The 16,411-nt window shown below is 74.1% G+C and carries 13 protein-coding genes and 1 pseudogene; 6 read left to right on the plus strand and 8 right to left on the minus strand.

Annotated elements, in window-relative coordinates; genetic code table 11:
* Window positions 1-52 precede the first annotated feature (52 nt).
* The 3 genes from K7640_RS06570 (at window position 53) to K7640_RS06580 (ending at window position 4,726) form a co-directional block, all read left to right on the plus strand.
* Window positions 53-1,009, plus strand: coding sequence for a DNA primase (locus K7640_RS06570; RefSeq protein WP_222953817.1), 957 nt, complete (start codon window positions 53-55; stop codon window positions 1,007-1,009).
* Between the two features lie 40 nt (window positions 1,010-1,049).
* Window positions 1,050-3,371: a transposase gene (locus K7640_RS06575; protein WP_222953818.1), complete on the plus strand. Its 2,322-nt coding sequence runs from the start codon at window positions 1,050-1,052 to the stop codon at window positions 3,369-3,371.
* Between the two features lie 131 nt (window positions 3,372-3,502).
* Window positions 3,503-4,726, plus strand: coding sequence for an ABC transporter substrate-binding protein (locus K7640_RS06580; RefSeq protein WP_222953819.1), 1,224 nt, complete (start codon window positions 3,503-3,505; stop codon window positions 4,724-4,726).
* 143 nt (window positions 4,727-4,869) lie between these two features.
* On the opposite strand, the pseudogene K7640_RS06585 reads toward K7640_RS06580, so the two are convergent.
* From K7640_RS06585 to K7640_RS06600, 4 genes and pseudogenes are all read right to left on the minus strand, one after another.
* A pseudogene (locus K7640_RS06585) lies at window positions 4,870-5,464 on the minus strand (ATP/GTP-binding protein).
* A gap of 1 nt (window position 5,465) precedes the next feature.
* Window positions 5,466-5,843 carry a DUF742 domain-containing protein gene (locus K7640_RS06590; protein WP_030329021.1) on the minus strand — a complete coding sequence of 126 codons (378 nt, stop codon included), beginning with the start codon at window positions 5,841-5,843 and terminating at the stop codon, window positions 5,466-5,468.
* Between the two features lie 99 nt (window positions 5,844-5,942).
* The gene (locus tag K7640_RS06595) at window positions 5,943-6,347 is read right to left on the minus strand and encodes a roadblock/LC7 domain-containing protein (protein ID WP_222953820.1); all 405 of its coding nucleotides are present in this window, start codon (window positions 6,345-6,347) and stop codon (window positions 5,943-5,945) included.
* Window positions 6,344-9,931, minus strand: a complete 3,588-nt coding sequence (locus tag K7640_RS06600) for a sensor histidine kinase (RefSeq protein WP_222953821.1) — start codon at window positions 9,929-9,931, stop codon at window positions 6,344-6,346. The genes K7640_RS06595 and K7640_RS06600 overlap by 4 nt, the downstream gene beginning before the upstream one ends.
* Window positions 9,932-10,433: 502 nt before the next feature.
* Here K7640_RS06600 and K7640_RS29995 point away from each other — a divergent pair.
* Window positions 10,434-10,730: a hypothetical protein gene (locus K7640_RS29995; RefSeq protein WP_255608345.1), complete on the plus strand. Its 297-nt coding sequence runs from the start codon at window positions 10,434-10,436 to the stop codon at window positions 10,728-10,730.
* Here the strand turns inward: K7640_RS29995 and K7640_RS06610 are convergent, their stop codons facing one another.
* Together K7640_RS06610 and K7640_RS06615 are read right to left on the minus strand one after the other, a co-directional pair.
* Window positions 10,731-11,807 carry an adenosine deaminase gene (locus K7640_RS06610; RefSeq protein WP_222953823.1) on the minus strand — a complete coding sequence of 359 codons (1,077 nt, stop codon included), beginning with the start codon at window positions 11,805-11,807 and terminating at the stop codon, window positions 10,731-10,733. It abuts the gene before it with no gap.
* 60 nt (window positions 11,808-11,867) lie between these two features.
* A complete protein-coding gene (locus tag K7640_RS06615) occupies window positions 11,868-12,287 on the minus strand; it encodes a PPOX class F420-dependent oxidoreductase (RefSeq protein ID WP_222953824.1) in 420 nt (139 codons plus the stop codon).
* Between the two features lie 58 nt (window positions 12,288-12,345).
* Here K7640_RS06615 and K7640_RS06620 point away from each other — a divergent pair, with 58 nt between their 5' ends.
* Window positions 12,346-12,846 carry a MarR family winged helix-turn-helix transcriptional regulator gene (locus K7640_RS06620; protein ID WP_222953825.1) on the plus strand — a complete coding sequence of 167 codons (501 nt, stop codon included), beginning with the start codon at window positions 12,346-12,348 and terminating at the stop codon, window positions 12,844-12,846.
* A 2-nt stretch (window positions 12,847-12,848) separates the two neighbouring features.
* Entirely contained in the window at window positions 12,849-13,727 is an 879-nt protein-coding gene (locus tag K7640_RS06625; protein ID WP_222953826.1) for a putative RNA methyltransferase, read from the plus strand.
* 277 nt (window positions 13,728-14,004) lie between these two features.
* On the opposite strand, the gene K7640_RS06630 is transcribed toward K7640_RS06625, so the two are convergent.
* Window positions 14,005-14,685: a DUF4272 domain-containing protein gene (locus K7640_RS06630; RefSeq protein WP_222953827.1), complete on the minus strand. Its 681-nt coding sequence runs from the start codon at window positions 14,683-14,685 to the stop codon at window positions 14,005-14,007.
* Window positions 14,686-14,995: 310 nt separating this feature from the next.
* Window positions 14,996-16,276 carry a thymidine phosphorylase gene (locus K7640_RS06635; RefSeq protein WP_222953828.1) on the minus strand — a complete coding sequence of 427 codons (1,281 nt, stop codon included), beginning with the start codon at window positions 16,274-16,276 and terminating at the stop codon, window positions 14,996-14,998.
* Window positions 16,277-16,411 lie beyond the last annotated feature (135 nt).

The raw sequence follows: 16,411 nt of genomic DNA on the forward strand, positions 1-16,411 counted from the left end.
GCGACCACTAGGGTATGTGCCCATAGTCACTCGGCGGCCGCAGCGCCGGCGAGTGGGCAACCCGACGCACACGGAGGTCAGCGTGGCCCGCCAGTCGCCCCAACGGCCCGACGCCGACGAGCCCGAGCTCGACGAGACCGAGGGGTCGGTCGATTCCGACGTCGCCGAGGCGACGGCCGAGGCCACGGACCGGGACCGTTCGCTCTGGGACGAGCTGCGGATCGACCCGATCGAGATCGCCCTGCCCGCCGGCACCGGCTTCACGCTGCGCGCGTACCGGCCGGCGCGGGAGCTCACCCCGACGGACGTGACCGAACGCGACGAGGACGACCCGTTCCTCGCCCGCCGCCAGGCCGCCACGGCCGAGGACGAGGACTCCGACGAGGTGGTGATCCTCGACGAGGACCTCGCCAAGGAGTTCGCCGAGGTCGAGGAGGAGAAGCCGGAGTCCGGACGGACCGGCGACGACGAGGACTCCGACGAGGAGACCGAGGACGAGGACGCCGACGAGGACGCCGGCGACGAGGAGGTGCCGGTCTTCCTGAGCCACCGGGGCCGCCTGCTGGTGTTCAAGACGCCGGAATCCCTGGTGAGTTTCGTCCGTTCCGGCGCGCCCAATGACCTGTCCCAACTGGACAGCTGGAATGAATTGTCCGAACGGGTCGAGCCGGCCGACATCGCCCCGCTCGACGAGGACACCTACGAGCTGGACCTGGTCGTGGAGAACCTGCGCGGCGGCCACGACACCTGGGATCCCGCGCTGCTGATCGAGGCCGGCGAGGTCGCCCGTGACGTGGCGTACGGGCTGCGGCTACCCGCCGTGCTGGACATGCTCTCCGCCGGCTCCAGCCTGGACGACCTCGACGAGGCGCTGCGGGCCTCTGTCAACGGCGGAGTCGGTGGTTTTCTCGGCCGCCGCCGACTGAAGAAAATCGGGGCACAAACCGCAAGCCTGGGTTGGCGCACCATTGTCGGCAAGATCTCTGCCGTTGTGGACTGGCGCGACTGAGCCGCACCGGGGAGCATCAGTCTCTGGCGGAGGAACACGTGTGTTCCGGGAGGAGGACGACGCCGTGGCGCTCGTGCGCGTTTACTGCGGTCTGGCCTCGGCGGATCCGGCCGACCGACCGGCTTCGGCCGGCGCGACGCTGACGTCCGCTGTGGTCGACGACGCAGGCCGTCTGCTTCATGTCTGCGAGCTCGGGGATGACGCGACGGGCTACGCCCGGCTGGTCGCCCTGCTCGTCGAACGGTCGGGCGGGCCGAGCGGGGCGGCGATCGCCGCGGACAGCGACGACCACACCGTCACCGCTCTGCTCAGCGCCGCCGGCCGCCCGCTGGCGCTGGCGGACGACGACCTGGTGGACGACTTCGCCGAGCGGTTCGCCGACGACGAGTCCCTGGAGGAGATGCAGTCGCCGCCCGCCGAGCGCCGGGCCGTCGGTCTGGCCCGCGCCCTGCAGGCCGGCGCGCTCTCCGCGGTGACCCTCCCCGCCCCGCGCGACCTCGCCGGATACAAGCAGGTCCTCGCCGCGCACGCCGCGCTGGCCAGCGGTCGCCACTCCGCCGCCGTCGCGCTGCGCGAGGTGCTGCGCGAGCTCTACCCGGCCGCGCTGCGCGCGTACCCGGACCCGGCGGAGCCGGTCTCGCTGGCCGTGCTCGACGCGCTGCCCGAGCCCGGCATGCTGGCCGGTCAGGTCGCGCCCGGGCGGGAGTTCTCCGCCGACACCGTGGTGGCCAACCTGGCCGCCGACGGCGTGGCCCGGGCCGCCGAGATCAACGAGGCGGTGACCGCCCTGCGCGTCGCCATCACGGAGACCCCCCGCCGGGCCACCGTGAACCGCTCCCTCACCGCCGCCGTCGCGGAGACCGTCCGCCAGGCCGTCGCCTCGGTACGCGCATGCGACGCGGGCTGTGAGGCCCTCGTCGGCGCCCTCGACGAGCGGGTCGCCCCGGCGCCCGGCCGGCGGGCCGCCGCCCGGCGTGGCGACCCGGTGGGCGAGCTGCCCCCGGCCAACTCCGCCCTGCGCGCCCTGCACGGCGGCGGCCCGGCGCCGGTCCCGTCCGGCGGCCGGCGCAGCCGTCCGGAGCCGGCCGCCCCCACCGGCGCGCCGGCCATGCCGCGTCCGCTCGGCCCACCCCCGGTGGCGCCCGCGCCGGTCGCGCCGCCGCCGGTGGCGCCGGCACCCGTCACCCCGGCCGCCGGGCCGGGTGCGCCGATCTCCGGGCCGCCCGCCCGGGTCGAGCCCGCCGCACCGGCCGCCCGCCGGGTGGACGGCCCGACCAACCGGCCGGTCTCCGCACCGCCGCCCCCGCCGCCGGGCATCACCCCGATCGCCCCGGCTCAGCGCGGCAAGGTCCCGCCGGCCGAGGCGGGCGAGCCGTTCCGGCCCACGCTCACCACCGCGGCCATCAACAGCGCGCGGGCCGAGCGGCAGCGCACGGTGATCCCGCCGCGCCCCAAGACCACCCCGGCCGAGCCGCCGACCGGCGGGTTCAGCGCCACCGACCTGAGCATCCCGGTGCCCACCCCGCGGCCCGGCCAGGAGCCGCCGGCCCCGCCCGGCTCCCGGGCCAACTGGCCGCTGGTCAACCCCACCGACGACCTGGCCGACAGCGCCGCCGACAACCAGTACCGGGAGGGGCGTCAGGTCGACGCGCCGACCGACCCGGGCTCGACCCGCAGCCGGGTGACCCCGCCGTGGCTGGCCGACGACCTCCCGCAGGAGCCGCCGATGCTGCGGCTGGTGGAGCCCCCGCCGCTGGCGGACCGGGCGCTGCGCGGCGAGCCGAACCCGCCGACCGACCCGCGCCTGGAGACCCCGCCGCTGCGGCTGGTCGACGCGGGCGCGTCCCGCCCGCCCGCCCCGCCGGTCGCTCCCCGGCAGCCGGAGCACCGCCCGGCGCCGGCCGAGTTCCGGCCCCCGCCGGTCTCCGACGAGGGCGACGGCGACCTGCTCATCTTCGCCGCCGCCAAGTCCGCCTGGTTCGTCGGGCACGACGACGACGCCGACCTGGACTGGACCTCCACCATGGACAGCGGCTGGCAGGCGGCCGAGCAGGCCGCCCGCCCGTCGGTGGGCGACGCCACCCAGGCCGGGCTGCCCAAGCGGGTCCCCCAGGCCAACCTGGTGCCCGGCTCACCGCTGCGCGAGGAACGGCCACTGCGGATCGTCCGGGACGCGGCGAGCCTCGCCGAGAACACCACCGGCTACTTCCGCGGCTGGCGCCGGGGACAGGAGATCGGCGGTTTCGCGGTGGGCGGCCGGCCGGGCCGCGAAGCCGCCGGCGGCTGGGACTTCAGCCGGGACACCGGCGACCGGGACGACGACCGGGAGTACGAGTTCCGCTCGGCCGGTTACCGTTCCTGACCGCCGAGTAACCGCCTTCCACCTGCGTGTTCCTGCCCACACCCGGACAAGTTGACGACGGGTGAGGCCGGCCGGGAGCATTTCCGGCGGAACAGCCACGGCAGGGACGCCGGGCTGGGAAGGCGACTGCGATGGCGACACCGGGTAGAAATCCGTCCACGTTGACCCGTCGGGGGCTGCTCGCGGCCACGGCCGGCGGCCTGCTGCTGAGTGGCTGCGGCCAGGGCGAGCAGGGTCAGCCGCGGACCGGCGGCAGCCGGGCCCCCGCCGAACAGGAGATCGTGGTCGGCGCCAGCCTGGAGCTGAGCGGGCGGGGCGCCGCGCTGGGCACCCTCCAGGAACGCGCCCTGCGGATCACCCTCGAGGGGTTGAACGTCGACGGCGTCCAGGTGGGCAACATGCGCCGCAAGGTGCGCCTCCTGCTGCGGGACAACGCCAGTGACCCGCGTACCGCCGCGCAGCAGGCCCGCGAGCTGGCCGAGCAGGAGAACGTGCACGCCCTGCTCGGCGGCACGCTGGCCGAGACGTCGATGGGCATCATCGCCCAGGCGCAGGAGATCCGGATCCCGTTCATCTCGCTGGCGTACGGCGACGGGCTCGTGCTGCCGCTGGCGAAGCGCACCTTCGTCTACAAGGTCACCCCGGACACCCAGGACATCGCCCAACGCCTGGTACGGCTGCTCGTCGAGCGCAAGCACCGGCGGGTGGTGCTGGTCGCCGGGTACGGGCTGCACGGCGACTCCGGCGTCAAGGCCATGAAGCAGGCGGCCAAAAAGGCCGGCGTGGAGCTGGTCACGGTCGCCCGGCTGCCCCGCACCGGTGGCGACTTCCGGCCGGTGCTGCGCGAGATCGCCGACGGGGAGCCGAAGGCGGTCGTCCTCTGGTCGCACGCCCCGGACACCGGTGAGGCGGCGCGGTCGCTGCGCATCGTGGGCTACCGGGGGCCGCTCTATCTCGATCCGGCGGCGGTAAACGACGACACCCTCGACGCCCGCAACGCCAGCTTCGTCGAGGGCGCCTACGCCGTGCACCCGATGTCGCTGGGCGGCTCCACCCTCACCAACACCACCACCGGCGCGCTGGCCCGCCGGGACTTCACCTTCCGCTACATCCAGCTGTACGGCGGCTTCAACGGCTTCGCCCCGTACGCCTCGGACGCGCTGACCCTGATCACCGACGCGGCCCGCACCTCCGGCACCGTCGACCATGGACGGATCAAGGCGTACCTGCGTACCCAGGTGTCCGAGGGGATGGCCGGGGCGTACGCCTTCTCCCCCAACCGGCACAGCGGCATGGAACGCGACTCGCTCGGCGTCTACCAGGTCAGCCAGGGCGCCTGGACCCGGATCTCCTGACCACCGTCCCTCCGGTGTGGACGGCGACCGCCGGTCCACACCGGAGCGCGGGGCCGGCCGGGCGCTACCCTCCGCCCGTACGTGGACAGCACGACGCGCCCGGTGTCGGCCGGAGGCCGACGCCGGGCGCGTACGCGGTCAACTCAGGCGGGCGCCACGGCGCGCGAGCGCCGCATGGTCAGCACGTACTCGACAAGCGAGATCAGCACGTGCTTGGTGGACTCCCGGTTGCGCGCGTCGCAGGCCACCACCGGCACGTCGCTGGAGATCGCGAGGGCCTCCCGGACGTCCTGCGGGTCGTGGTACTGCATCCCGTCGAAGCAGTTGATGGCCACCAGGTACGGCAGCCGCCGATGCTCGAAGAAGTCGATCGCGGCGAAGCAGTCGGCCAGCCGGCGGGGTGTCCACCAGCACCACCGCGCCGATCGCGCCGCGCACCAGTTCGTCCCACATGAACCAGAACCGCGTCTGACCGGGCGTACCGAACAGGTACAGGATCAGGTCCCGGTCGATCGAGATACGGCCGAAGTCCATCGCCACCGTGGTCGTCGTCTTGCCCGGCACCTGCCGGGTGTCGTCGACGCCCACACCGGCCGAGGTCATGATGGCCTCGGTGGTCAGCGGTGTGATCTCCGAGACCGAGCCGACGAGCGTCGTCTTGCCGACGCCGAACCCACCGGCGATAACAATCTTCGCCGACGTCACGCGCCCGCTCGGGGCCGGCGGCCGGTGCGACATGTCAGAGCCTGCGAAGTCCACTCAGCACCCTCTCCAGCAGTTCAGTGCCCACCGCGTCGTCGGAGTCGTCCAAAATGGTCGGCTCGTGGACCGCGACCAGGCCATCCGTCGCCATGTCGGCGATGAGCACCCGGGCCACGCCGAGCGGAAGCTGCATCCTCGCCGCGATCTCGGCGAGCGACTGCACACGTCCGTCACACAACGCGGCAATGTACTGGTGCTCACGGCCTTGCCCGCCATTGCCGTTGGCAGCGGCTCGACCTCGCACCGTCGTCTCGACGAGCGCCTCCAGGGCGATGTCGAGCCGGGGACGGGTACGACCACGGGTCACGGCGTATGGACGGACCAACGCGCCGGTCGGTTCGTCACGATCGGCCATGTCGCCGCTCACCTCCTTCGTACCCCGTGCCGGCTCGCACCGGTGGAACCCGTCGTTGTGTCGTTGTTGCTCCGGCTGACCGGGCGGTCAGCGCGACGTTCAGCCCATCATCCCCACGGCCGTGCGGGGCGCCGGCGTCAGCGCCTCACCCACCCGGTCCACCAGCAGCGCCATCTCGTAGCCGACCTGGCCGACGTCGCAGCTGCGCGCGGCCAGCACGGCGAACGAGGAGCCGTCCGAGATGGACATCAGGAACAGGAAGCCATTGTCCATCTCGACCACGGTCTGCAGCACCGCGCCGCCCTCGAAGCAGCGGGCGGCGCCCTGCGTGAGGCTGACCAGGCCGGACGCGATGGCGGCCAGCTGGTCGGCCCGGTCCCGCGGCAGGTCTCGTGACGACGCGAGGAGCAGACCGTCCGCGGAGACGGCGACCGCGTGCGCCACACCGGGCACCCGGTCGGCGAAGTTGGCCAGCAGCCAACCGAGATCCTGCGTAGTTGTCATCGTTGTTGCTCCTTCTGCCCGCTCCCGGCCACCGGGCCTGAGCCAGACTGCGAGGATTGCTGCCCACCCGGAGTCCCCTCCGGGTTGGTCGGGTTGCTGTCCGACGGGTTGGTCCGGCCGCGCTGCACACCTCGATGGTAGGCCGACAACAGGCCGCGTACGCCCTCCGGCGTCCGCTTCTGCACGGCCGCCGCGGGCTTCTCCACGGCACCGGGCACCAACTGTGCCATCGGCTTGCGCTTCGGCAGGCCCTTCTGGGTGGTCTCGGCCACCGGCACCTCGTTGGCCGCCGAGGCCGCCCGCCAGCCGTCGTCGGCGGCGGTCTGCCATCCGCCGGGCGGGGGGCCCGGCCGCCGGGTCGGCATGCTCTCGGCGAAGCCCGGACGGACACCCCCGTTGCTCGGGCCGGTGGCCCGCGGCGCGCCTCCGCCCGTCGGCGTGTTTGCCATCGGTGTCGTACCTGTCGTCCCGGTTGCGGTCTTCTGGACGGGCCGGCCGGTGGCGTCGACCGCGGCGAACTGCTGCGTCGGGGCGCCGTTGCCACCGGCGGCCTGGGCCGCCTCCTCCGGGCCCGGCCGGCGGGTACGGAACCAGGCCGACTCGAGCTCCCGGAAGATCGGCAGCTCCATCGTCTCGTCCGCGTACCGCTGCCGGTTCGCACCCTGCTGCGGCGTGGTCGGGCGGGCGCCGGCCGGGGCGGCCACCGCCGGGCGGCCCGTGGCCGGAGCGCCGGGGCGCGACTCGGCGGCCATGTCGAGCTTGGCGGCGACCCGCTCGGGCACCGGCGGAGCGGCTGCCTCGCGCTCCGGGTTGGCGACCGGCGGCCACACCGGCGGCGCCGGCGTGGCCGGAGTCGCCGACGGGCGGGCGGGCGACGGCGGCGCGGAGGCCGGCCGGCCGGCCGCGGCGTAGTCGGGTGCGCCGGGGCGGGTCGGCAGCGGCTGACCGGCGGTCGGCGCCGCCGACACCGGACGGCTGGGCAGCGCCTGACCGGCGGCCGGCGCCGCCGAGACGGGCCGGGTCGGGAGCGGCTGACCGGACGACGGCGCCGCGGACACCGGACGGCTGGGCAGCGGCTGACCGGACGTCGGCGCCGCCGAGACGGGCCGGCCGGGCAGCGGCTGACCGGACGTCGGCAGGCCGGGCACCGGCGGAGCGGACACCGGCGGAACCGGCGGCGCCGAGACCGGCGGTGGGCCGTACGGCCGCGCCTCCGGGCTGCTGGGCAGCTGACGCGGGATGGGCGGCAGCTGGCCGGTGACCGCCGGGTCGGGGTCGCCGGAGCGGCGCTGCGGCAGCGGGTCGATCGACTGGCCGTTGCCGTTGGTGCGCGGCCCGTAGGTGTCACCGCCGGTCGTCCCGCTGGCGCCGGTCAGGTCGGACCAGGCCGGCAGCGGCCCGGCGGAGGCCGGTGCGCCGTTGCGCGGGGTCGGCTCGACCGACCGGCCGCCCAGCGTGAGCTGGTTGCCCGACGGCGGCGAGGTGGGGTGGGCCGGCAGGTTGCCGAGTGCCTGGAGCGCGCCGAAGGCCGGGGCCGGGCCGGACGACTGCGGGGCCGGGCTGCCCGCCGGGAGCGCCCCGGGCTGCCCGCGGCCGGCGAGCGCCCGCGGCACCAGCACCGAGCCCGGCAGGCCGACCTCGGCCACCGTGCCCCGCTCCACGCCGGGCTTCAGCTCGACCTTGACGCCGTGCCGGGAGGCCAGCCGGGCGACCACGACCAGGCCCATCATCCGGGAGACGGCCACGTCCACCTGGGGCGGCGTGGCGAGCCGCTCGTTGAGCTCGTGCAGCTGCTCGGCGCTGACGCCGATGCCCCGGTCCTCCACGTAGAGGGTGGCGCGGTCACCGATCCGCCGGGCCTCGACCATGACCTGGGAGTCCGGCGGGGAGAAGGCGGTGGCGTTGTCGAACAGCTCGGCGACCAGGTGCACGAGGTCGTTGACCGCGTGCGCGGCCACCTCGATGTCCCGGTCGATCGAGCCGAACTCGATCCGGGTGTAGTGCTCGACCTCGGACTGCGCGGCGCGGAGCACGTCGATCAGGGCGGCCGGCTCACGCTGGACGCGGGTGGAGTCGGCGCCGGCGAGCACCAGCAGGTTCTCGTCGTTGCGGCGCATCCGGGTGGCCAGGTGGTCGAGCTGGAACAGCTCGGCCAGCCGGTCCGGGTCCTCCTCGCCGCGCTCCAGCCGGTCGAGGTGACCGATCAGCCGGTCGACCAGGATCTGCGAGCGGCGGGCGAGGTTGACGAACATCGTCGCGACGGACGACCGCAGGGCGGCCTGCTCGGCCGCGGTCCGCACGGCCTCCAGGTGGACCGCGTTGAACGCCTCGGTCACCTGGCCGAACTCGTCCTTGCTCCGCACCGGCAGCGGCTCGGCGATCTGGTTCGCCAGCTGGGCCGGGGAGTGCTGGCTGGCCAGCTGCGGGTCGCGCAGCCGGGCCACCGCCTGGGGCAACCCGAACTGGGCGATGGAGAGCGCACCCTGTCGCAGGTCGCGCAGCGAGCGGGCCATCGAGCGGGCGACCAGGTACGCGAAGAGGATGGCCAGCAGCAGCATGCTGAGCAGCAGGCCGGTCTCCAGGAACACCTGGCGCTGCACGTCGGAACGGAGCGCGTCGGCCTGGCGGACCACGTCGCCGTCCAGCTTCGCCTCCACGGTGCGGATCAGCCGGGAGTTGGCCACCATGGCCGCGTCCCACTGGTCCGGACCGAACGGCGCGTCGGCCATGCTCTCGGTGTATTTGCCGTTGATCCAGCCGTTGTAGCTGTCGGCCTGGCGCTGGTCGGAGCCGGAGACGGTCTGCTGGAAGAACTCCTTCTCCTGGTCGTTGGCGACCGCGCGGAAGCTCTGCAGGGCCTGCTGCTGGCCGGTGTTGGTGGCGATGTAGTCGGTGCGCAGGACCGGGGTGAGCGAGCCCTGGATCAGCGCGCGGTGCACCACGACCCGGCGCAGGGAGAGGAACTCCTTGGCGCGGGCGGTCGCCGCGGCGGCCCGCATCCGCTCGCTCAGGTCGTTGTCCCCGGCGAGCTGGGTGGCCGAGTCGCGGATGTCGAGCAGGTCGTTGATCAGGCCCTCGTACGTCTGCACCGTCCCGGTCAGCGGGAGCCGGCCGTTGTAGACCTGGCTGCGGGTGCCGGGGAGGTCCTTGAGGTTCTGGTCGATCCGATCGAGGAGGTTCTCGAAGCTCGCCGGCAGGTTGTCGATCTCGAGGCGCTGCTGGGAGTAAGGCGTCTTCGCCTGGTCGACCCGGCTGTTGACCCGGTTGTACGCCTCGCGGTACTGCTCCTTGGCCTGCCCCTTCTCGGCGCCGAGGAACAGGACGGCCGCGGTGCGCTCGTCCTGGAGGCTGTTGACCAGGTCACCGGAGTAGCTGGCGAGGTTGGCCAGGTCACCGGCCCGGTTCGCGTTGTTGAGCGTCTCCAGGTGGTCGACGAGACCACTGGTGCCCACGACGACCGTGGCGATGGTCGGCACGATCATGATGAGACCGAGCTTGGACCAGATCGGCATGTCGCGAAGTCGGCCGGCCGGCCGACGCAGCCGCGACAGGAAGGAGCTCGCCGTCTTTGGCCGTTTGCTCACGTCACCGCCCTCGCGATCACAACTGCCGAACGTTGCCTCGGGCACCGCCCAGCGACCGACCCGGCGGGTCGGACCCCCGAGATTCCATCACGCCGCCTCGCAAAGAGAAAGCCCAGGTTGTCCCTCTCTCCGGGTGTGGTGAGATGTTGACGCAATTTGCTCGCAATCCGTCTGGCCGGAGTGACCGAAAGTAATGGAACACCCGCACCGCGTCGTCCTACTGGCCGGGCCATCCGGCTCCGGAAAGTCGTACATCGCGCAACGAACCGGACTTCCGGTGCTGTGCCTGGACGACTTCTACAAGGACGGCGATGACCCTACGTTGCCACGTCGGAACGGCCGCGTGGACTGGGAATCACCCCTGTCCTGGGACGCCGAGGCGGCGGTGGAAACCATTGCCCGACTCGCCCGCGACGGCAAGACCGAAGTGCCGGTTTATGCGATCGGCGCGGACCGCCGGGTGGCCAATCGGCCATTCGATGTGACCGGATCGCCGATTTTCATGGCCGAAGGGATCTTCGCCGCCGAGATCGTGGCGGAGTGCCAGCGCCGCGGACTGCTCGCCGGGGCGTACGCGCTGCGGCGCCCCCGGGCGGCGACCTTCCTCCGCCGCCTGGCCCGCGACCTCACCGAGCAGCGCAAGGCGCCCCGGGTGCTGGTCCGGCGCGGCGTGGCGCTGCTGCGCGAGGAGCCGGCGGTGCTGGCCCGGCAGACCGGGCTGGGCGCCGAGGCGGCCCGGGCCCGCGAGGTGCTCCGGCGGGTGGCCGCGCTGCTGCCCGGCCACCCGCGCCCGCACTGATCAGGTCAGCAGCTTGGCGTACGCCGGCTTGATCACCTCGTCGATGATCCTCAGGCGCTCGTCGAACGGGATGAAGGCGCTCTTCATCGCGTTGATGGTGAACCACTGGAGTTCCTTCCAGCCATAGCCGAAGGCCTCCACCAGCAGCGCCATCTCCCGGGACATCGAGGTCCCGCTCATCAGCCGGTTGTCGGTGTTGACCGTCACCCGGAACCGGAGGTCGCGCAGCAGCCCGATCGGGTGGTCCGCGATCGAGGCGGCGGCACCGGTCTGCACGTTCGACGACGGGCACAGCTCCAGCGGGATCCGCTTGTCCCGCACGTACGCGGCCAGCCGGCCGAGCACCGGCGGATCACCCGCGGTGACGTCGTCCACGATCCGCACCCCGTGCCCGAGCCGGTCCGCCCCGCACCACTGGATCGCCTGCCAGATCGACGGCAGCCCGAACGCCTCGCCGGCGTGGATGGTGAAGTGGAAGTTCTCCCGCTGGAGGTATTCGAACGCGTCCAGGTGCCGGGTGGGCGGGAAACCCGCCTCCGCGCCGGCGATGTCGAAGCCGACCACCCCGGCGTCCCGGTGCCGGACCGCGAGCTCGGCGATCTCCTGCGAGCGGGCCGCGTGCCGCATGGCGGTGAGCAGCGTGCCGACCCGGATCGGGTGCCCCTGCGCGGCGGCCTGCTCGCTGCCTTCGACGAAACCGGCCAGCACCGCCTCCACCACCTCGTCCAGTGAGAGGTCCCGCTCCAGGTGCTGCTCGGGGGCGAACCGCACCTCGGCGTAGACCACCCCGTCGGTGGCCAGGTCCAGGGCGCACTCGCGGGCCACCCGGCGCAGCGCGTCGGGGGTCTGCATCACCGCGACGGTGTGCGCGAAGGTCTCCAGGTAGCGCTCCAGCGAGCCGGAGTTGGCCGCCTCGACGAACCAGCGGCCCAGCTCCGCCACGTCGGTGGTGGGCAGTTCGTGGCCGACCTCCGCGGCCAGCTCGACGATCGTCGCGGGGCGGAGGCCACCGTCGAGGTGATCGTGCAGCAACGCCTTCGGAACCTTGACGATGTCCTCGTACGAGATTGCGACCATGCTCAGACCCTAGGCCACCCCCTGGTCAGCGGCGGTCCGGGTCCGGCCCGGGACCGTCGGTCACGGCCGCCAGCCGTAGACCCGCTCGACGGTGAGGCGGAGCACCAGCCGGCCGTCGGCCACCATGACCGCCCGGTAATCCGCCCAGTCCGGGTGCTCGCCGCGGATCCGCCGGTAGACCTCGACCAGTTCCTCGACCGTGGCGTCGTCGGGCGCCGCGGCCGGCGGGGTGAGCGTCACCGTGCCCTCGGCCACCGCGTACGCCCCGCCGTCGGCGGTGGTGACGTGGAAGCTGGCCCGGGGGTCGCGGCGCAGGTTGCGCACCTTCGCCCGGTCGCCGGTGGTGGAGCAGCGGATCAGCCCCGGCTCGGCGAGGAAGTCGAGGTTCGACAGCTGCGGGCGGCCGTCCCGGCGCAGCGTGACCAGCACGCCGCGCCCCCGCTCGCCGAAGAGTTCCCACAGCCGCTCGCTGGTTGACATGTCATTCAACCTAGGGCGCATGTCGATGACATGTCAATCACCCCGCTAGGATCGGGGTATGGAGGGACCACGGTGGCTGGACGAGCGGGAGGACCGCGCCTGGCGCGGCTACCGCCGGATGCGCCGCCTGCTCGACCTGGAGCTGGGCCGGGAGCTGATGCAGGACGCCGGCCTCTCCGAGCCGGACTACGACGTGCTCTCCGACCTCTCGGAGACGCCGGAGCAGCGGCTGCGGCTCAGCGAGCTGGCCGACCGGATGCTCTGGTCGCGCAGCCGGCTCTCCCACCACATCTCCCGGATGCAACAGCGCGGCCTGGTCACCCGGCTGGAGTGCGCGACCGACGGCCGTGGCTCGATCGTCGCGCTCACCCCGGCCGGCCGCCGGGCCGTCGAGACGGCCGCGCCCGGCCACGTCGCGGCCGTCCGCCGGCACCTGATCGACCTGCTCACCCCGGCGGAGATCGAGGCGCTCGGCGCGCTGAGCCAACGGGTGGTCGACCACCTCGCCGCCCGGCGCACCGGGCCCGCCGCGGCGCCGACCCATTGGCCGGAGGGCTGACCATGGACCCGCGCATCCTGGACCGCCTGCGCTGCCCGGTCTGCGGCGACCCGCTGGCCGAGGCCACCGCCGGCACCGCCCGGGCGCTGCGCTGCCCGCGCCGGCACAGCTTCGACTTCGCCCGCCAGGGGTACGTCAACCTGCTCGCCGGCCGGACCCCGCACGCCGGGGACAGCGCGGAGATGGTCGCGGCCCGCGCCGACTTCCTCGCCGCCGGCCACTACGCCCCGGTCGCCACGGCCCTGGCCGACGCCGCCCGGCAGGTGCTGCACCGGCCGGGTAACACGGGGTCGAGCGGGCATCCGCTGGTGGTGGACGCCGGCGCGGGCACCGGCTGGTATCTGGCGGCGGTGCTGGCGGCCCTCCCCGACGCCGTCGGGCTGGCGCTCGACGTCGCCAAGCCGGCGCTGCGCCGCGCGGCCCGGGCCCACCCCCGGGCCGCCGCCGCGCTCGCCGACACGTGGCAGCGCCTACCGCTGGCCGACGGGTCCACCACGGTCCTGCTCAACGTCTTCGCGCCGCGCAACGGCGCGGAGTTCCACCGGGTGCTCGACCCGACCGGCGCGCTGCTGGTGGTCACCCCGGCCGGGGAGCACCTCGCCGAACTGGTCGGCCCGCTCGACCTGCTCCGGGTCGACCCGGCCAAGGCCGACCGGGTGGCCGGCAGCCTGGGTGGGCACTTCACCGAGGAGTCGTCCACCGTGCACCGGGCCCGGCTCGACCTCACCCGCACCGAGGTCGCCACCCTGGTCGGGATGGGCCCGAGCGCCTGGCACGCCGACCCGGCCCGGCTCGCCGAGCGGATCGCCGCGCTGCCCGAGCCGGTCACCGCGACCCTCGCGGTCCGGCTCGGCGTGCACCGCCCGCACGCCACCGGCTGACCGCGCCCCCGCCCGACCGGCCGCGCCCCCGCCTGGCCCCCGTCGACCGGCCCGGCCCAGCCCGGCCCGCCTGGAGCATCCCAGCACACACCGCCGCGGGCCCGAGCGGCCAGCAAGGGCCTCGGGGATCGGCCGCCGGGCACCGGGCACCGGGCAGCGGGCAGCGGGCAGCGGAACGAGCGTGATACCTCAGAGTCATCAAAATACCTGTGAGGTATCACGGCCGAAGAGATGTCGCGCCCCGGCCCGCGACACGCCCGGGCCGGCACCGGGCCGGTCAGGTGGAGAGGTCGACCTCTTCCCAGCCCGGCGGCTCGTCGTGGTACGGCCCGCGCAGCATCACCGCCCACTCCAGCGCCCACCGCCGCTGGCCGATGGCGTTCGCGTCGACCAGTCCGGGCACCGGCCGGCCCGCCTCCTCCAGCTCCAGGTACGCCCAGTCCAGGCAGTAGTGCAGGTCGAGCAGGGCGGCGGCGTCGGCGGGATGCTGCGGGGCGGCCAGGATCCGGGCCCGCCAGTGGTCGAAGGTCTCCCCCGCGGCGATGTTCGGCAGCCGCTCGACCAACCGCTCGTCCACCGGGACCGTCGGGTCGAGCAGCTTGGTCAGCCCGAGGACCCAGGCCAGCGAGAAGAGCGCGTCGTGGTGCAGCACGAACGAGCGATGGTCGCCCTTGCCGCCCATCACGAACTCCCACTCGGGCGGGGTGACCATCTCCATCAGGTGCGAGTGGAGCAACCAGTTCACCGCCGCCTGCGGTGGCATCCCGAAGCAGCGGGCCATGATCAGCTGCAACACCGCGATCCGGGCCTCGATCTCCCGGGTCGGGCGCAGCTCGATCTCGTCACCCGGCTCCCACACCAGCGGGAACTGGCCGGGCGGCAGCGGCAGGCCCAGCCGGACGAGTTCCTCCAGGCTCGCCTCACGGACGGCCCGCGGGTCGGGGGCGGGTACTAGCACGGTCGGTCCTGTCTGCTCGCGTCGGCGCGGCGCCGGTCGGTCCCCCTGGCCAGGGAGAATAGCGGCTTCCCGGGGCAACCGGCAGCCCGCCCCGGGTACTACCGGGGCCGCCGGGCGAACGCCCGGGGCACCCCGGCCCACCCGCCCGAAGGCCGCCGGGCGAACGCCCCGGGCACCCCGGCCCACCCGCCCGAAGGCCGCCGGGCGGCGGCCGTTGCTCGCCCGCATCGCCCGCGACCCGCCGGTGGGGCCACGCGTTGATGGCGTACGGGCGGCCCGCCCCCGGTGCGCCCGGTGCCGGCCGGGCGGGTCAGCCGACCCGCTCGATGACCAGGGGCTTGCGCTCCGGCGCGGCCGGCGCGACGGTGACCGCGCGCGCCGCGTCGGCAAGCGCGGCGGGGATCCGGCCGGCGTCCTCGGCGCGCAGCTCGTAGAGCGGGTCGCCGGCGCGTACCGGGTCGCCCGGGCGCTTGTGCAGCACCACCCCGGCCGGGATGCTCACCGGGTCCTCCTTGCGGGCCCGGCCGGCGCCGAGCCGCCAGGCGGCCACCCCCATGGCGTACGCGTCGATCGCTGCGACGAAGCCGTCCGACTCGGCCCGGACGACCTCGACCTCGGGCGCGGTCGGCAGCGGGGCGTCCGGGTCGCCGCCCTGGGCGCGGATCATCCGCCGCCACGAGTCCATGGCCCGCCCGTCGCGCAGCGCCGCCGCCGGGTCGGCGTCCGGCAGGCCGGCCGCGGCCAGCATCTCCCGGGCCAGCGCCAGGGTCAGCTCCACCACGTCGGCCGGTCCCCCGCCGGCCAGCACCTCGACCGACTCGGTCACCTCGACGGCGTTGCCGATGGTCAGGCCGAGCGGGGTGGACATGTCGGTGAGCAGGGCCACCGTCCGCACGCCGTGCGCGCCGCCCAGCTCGACCATGGTCCGGGCCAGCTCGCGGGCGTCGTCGACGTTCTTCATGAAGGCGCCGGTGCCGACCTTGACGTCGAGCACCAGCGCCCCGGTGCCCTCGGCGATCTTCTTGCTCATGATCGAGCTGGCGATCAGCGGGATCGCCTCGACGGTGCCGGTGACGTCGCGCAGCGCGTACAGCTTGCGGTCGGCCGGGGCGAGGCCCTCGCCGGCCGCGCAGATCACCGCGCCCACGTCGCGCAGCTGGGCGATGAACTCGACGTTGCTCAGCGCGGCCCGCCAGCCGGGCACGGACTCCAGCTTGTCCAGCGTGCCGCCGGTGTGCCCGAGGCCGCGACCGCTCAGCTGCGGCACCGCCGCACCGCAGGCCGCGACCAGCGGGGTCAACGGCAGGGTGATCTTGTCGCCGACGCCGCCGGTGGAGTGCTTGTCGACGGTCGGCCGGGACACCGGGGACAGGTCCAGCCGCTCGCCGCTGGCGATCATCGCGGCGGTCCACCGGGCGATCTCTTGCGCGCTCATGCCGCGCAGCAGGATCGCCATGGCCAGCGCGGCCATCTGCTCGTCTGCCACCAGCCCCCGGGTGTACGCGTCGACCACCCAGTCGATCTGGGCGTCGCTCAGCACACCCCCGTCGCGCTTCGCCCGAATGACATCAACCGCCGCAAATCCACTCACCGTCGAGTTCCCATCAATAGCTCAGATATCAACATCAGGCACGATCGCCGCACGGACCGACGGTCCTGACCACGACGGGCTCGGGCCGACCGTCCCCGGCGGAGGGATCAAGCCTGACCGCCCGGAGCCGGGGAC

This window comes from Micromonospora sp. PLK6-60 (genome assembly GCF_019890675.1).
In the GTDB taxonomy this organism is placed as follows: domain Bacteria; phylum Actinomycetota; class Actinomycetes; order Mycobacteriales; family Micromonosporaceae; genus Micromonospora.

What these genes read in the sequence shown, in the direction of transcription:
- K7640_RS06580 (WP_222953819.1), top strand. Translation starts at nt 3,503, where the DNA reads ATGGCGACACCGGGTAGAAATCCGTCCACGTTGACCCGTCGGGGGCTG.
- K7640_RS06590 (WP_030329021.1), bottom strand. Translation starts at nt 5,843, where the DNA reads ATGGCCGATCGTGACGAACCGACCGGCGCGTTGGTCCGTCCATACGCC.
- K7640_RS06595 (WP_222953820.1), bottom strand. Translation starts at nt 6,347, where the DNA reads ATGACAACTACGCAGGATCTCGGTTGGCTGCTGGCCAACTTCGCCGAC.
- K7640_RS29995 (WP_255608345.1), top strand. Translation starts at nt 10,434, where the DNA reads ATGGCCGAAGGGATCTTCGCCGCCGAGATCGTGGCGGAGTGCCAGCGC.
- K7640_RS06610 (WP_222953823.1), bottom strand. Translation starts at nt 11,807, where the DNA reads ATGGTCGCAATCTCGTACGAGGACATCGTCAAGGTTCCGAAGGCGTTG.
- K7640_RS06615 (WP_222953824.1), bottom strand. Translation starts at nt 12,287, where the DNA reads ATGTCAACCAGCGAGCGGCTGTGGGAACTCTTCGGCGAGCGGGGGCGC.
- K7640_RS06620 (WP_222953825.1), top strand. Translation starts at nt 12,346, where the DNA reads ATGGAGGGACCACGGTGGCTGGACGAGCGGGAGGACCGCGCCTGGCGC.
- K7640_RS06625 (WP_222953826.1), top strand. Translation starts at nt 12,849, where the DNA reads ATGGACCCGCGCATCCTGGACCGCCTGCGCTGCCCGGTCTGCGGCGAC.